Raw genomic sequence first — 2,355 nt, 5'->3', positions numbered from 1 at the left:
ACTATACGAGAGATTTTCAGCGCGAATGCGAGAGCCCCTACAAAAACGGGATGCTCTCCCTACCTACTTTTTACAGCCCCGATTTATTGATGCTTGCCTGCTTATTGAATTCTGACTGCAATCAGAGCAACCAGCGCAATTAAACCTAATCCTCGGCGAAAGTAATTAACGCCTTGAAATAATTCTTCCCAAGCCCAAGTAAACAAGGCGCCAAAACCTACTAGATCCAATGCCAGATTAATTGTACCTGCGGTCACAACCAGCTTTAATAAACTAGCTACAATCCCGACAATCAGCGGTAGATTTGGCGGTTGAGCTATAACTATGTTGCCTTGGCTGTCTCGAAAAACTTTATCGAACAATGTAGTTTCTGTACTTTGCATGAGTTGCGGCTCCAAGTCCAATAATAGGTATAAATTGAGTTTGATTACTTACGCAAATATTTGTCGATCGCAAATCGGAATTCATGTTGCATTTTGATACTAAAATCAAAAAACATAAATATCATCTGTCGCTGGGAACAGTTAAAATTAAAATGCGATCGATAATTTGACACGCATAATCGTTTCCCCAACATCGCACCAAGCTCGACCTAATGCTCAAATCAAAGGTAAGGAAACTGTGAAAGTCGCGCCTTTTCCCAGCCCTGGGCTCTCGGCTCGCACCGCCCCGCAATGCGCCTCTACCTAATAACGGACGATCGACAAACCCAGCCCCAAACCGTTATTCGATCGCGTAACTACCAGATATGCTTGATGATTTCTGGTAAATCCTAAAACATCGAGAGTTGGGGATTCATCGGTTTTATTTTTGGGATTCAATCAACTGATTTGCGATCGATCTTTTTGCTACCAGTGCGCTACTCGGCAAAGTGCTGTCGGATCTTCGCGGCGATTTGATTGTCCGTCATTTTGTCAACCGTCTCAATACCTACGATGCGTTTACCGAGGTGATGTCCTTCAAGACGTTTTTTCAGTTCATCCTTTGCCTCACCAGGGCCAAATATCAGAATAGACTCTGCATCGCGAATAAACGCAATCACCTCATCGTAGTAAGTATTGAGTTCTCCCGTAAAATATCTTTGGCGACTATCATCTGCGGGTACTTGAGATGATTCATAGCTACCCTTAAGCGGTGAATCACCCGATCGCCTAGGCTGTTTTTCTGCCTCCGATACTATCTGTTTCATCTCTTCCCCTTTCTCCGTAATAGTCAGGATACTAGCCTTCCGGTGGTCAATCCACAGCCCTGTTTTTGTTTTCATTGAATCTCCTTTGTTCACTATTTTTTGAGACTTATAATTTTTACTAAGTCACAGGATAAATCTAATTTTGTTATTAGCTTACCCTTTAAAATTGATGAAAGTATTCTTCTTAAGGCATAGTTTTTATCAAGGCTCGGAATGCTGAAGTAAAATCAATTTGCAACTTGCTAAAAGCTACCGTTTTTTGATCTTCCCCACACCCTCCACAGACTCCCGGAGTTGAGGAGAACCGACATACTCGATCGACCCCACGCCGGATACAGATGCGTTCAACTGCTGGCTCACACTGACTACAGCGCTCCCCACACCACTGTTCCGAACAGTAGCCTGCTTAGTCTTGAACTCCTCGCCCTGGAAGCCTCCGACCCCGGAAAGGTCCAGATCGAGCACATCGGCGCTGCCGGCGATCGCCATGCTACCCACTCCATCCAGAGAAACCGACAACCGCTTGCCTTCGATACCCTTCGCCTCAATACTGCCGACACCGTTCAGGTGCAAGCCTTCTAAGCTTTTGACTTGCACGACGAACTCAATGGGCTTGGTTGGATTGATGGCGGCATCATTCACGGTGCCGAGATACAGGGTGCGATCGGCCACGCGACCCTCCAAGAGTGGCAAGAGGTTGTCCTCGGCGCTAATTGTGAGGGACTCTTTTCCCGTCTGCTGCACCTTGACCATGCCCACAGATTTAAAGGAAATCGATGAGAATCCAGCCACTTTTCGGGATGCAGTTTTGACGATTCCAGAGCCTCTAACCCCGTTATTACCAATGTTGAAATAGCAGCCTGAGAATATGCTTAAAGCTACCAAACACGCTAGCAACCAGTATCTTTTCGTTTTCATTGTTTTGTCTCCATTGGTTCAAATTGAAATATTGCGCCACTGTTAGTTATCTCAATTCCGGCTGTGCCGGAATGATATAGAGGAGACGGCAGTGCCGTGTCCCTACCGCGATCAATTGCAGGGACAAAGGCCAAGCTCATTAGTGTCAACTTAAGCCTGAAAGTCTTGATAAATCTCGTTTTTACCTAAGTCTAGATCCCCCTAAATCCCCCTTAGGTCGGGGGACTTTGAGAAGACTCTTGTCCCCC

At 45.8% G+C, this 2,355-nt stretch carries 4 protein-coding genes; all 4 read right to left on the bottom strand.

Features of this window, described 5'->3' with window-relative positions:
- Nucleotides 1-101: 101 nt before the first annotated feature.
- Nucleotides 102-383 (bottom strand): hypothetical protein, encoded by a 282-nt coding sequence (locus QT974_RS33555; RefSeq protein ID WP_333472683.1) that lies wholly within the window; start codon nucleotides 381-383, stop codon nucleotides 102-104.
- Between the two features lie 303 nt (nucleotides 384-686).
- The gene (locus QT974_RS33550; protein WP_333472682.1) at nucleotides 687-821 is read right to left on the bottom strand and encodes a hypothetical protein; all 135 of its coding nucleotides are present in this window, start codon (nucleotides 819-821) and stop codon (nucleotides 687-689) included.
- Between the two features lie 38 nt (nucleotides 822-859).
- Entirely contained in the window at nucleotides 860-1,264 is a 405-nt protein-coding gene (locus QT974_RS33545; protein ID WP_333472681.1) for a hypothetical protein, read from the bottom strand.
- A 174-nt stretch (nucleotides 1,265-1,438) separates the two neighbouring features.
- The gene (locus QT974_RS33540) at nucleotides 1,439-2,107 is read right to left on the bottom strand and encodes a GIN domain-containing protein (protein ID WP_333472680.1); all 669 of its coding nucleotides are present in this window, start codon (nucleotides 2,105-2,107) and stop codon (nucleotides 1,439-1,441) included.
- Between the last annotated feature and the right edge of the window lie 248 nt (nucleotides 2,108-2,355).

This window comes from Microcoleus sp. BM001215392 (genome assembly GCF_036700185.1).
Lineage (GTDB): Bacteria > Cyanobacteriota > Cyanobacteriia > Cyanobacteriales > Microcoleaceae > Microcoleus.
The sequence above is the reverse complement of the archived record's forward strand: the minus strand, read 5'-3'. Positions and strand labels throughout refer to the sequence as shown.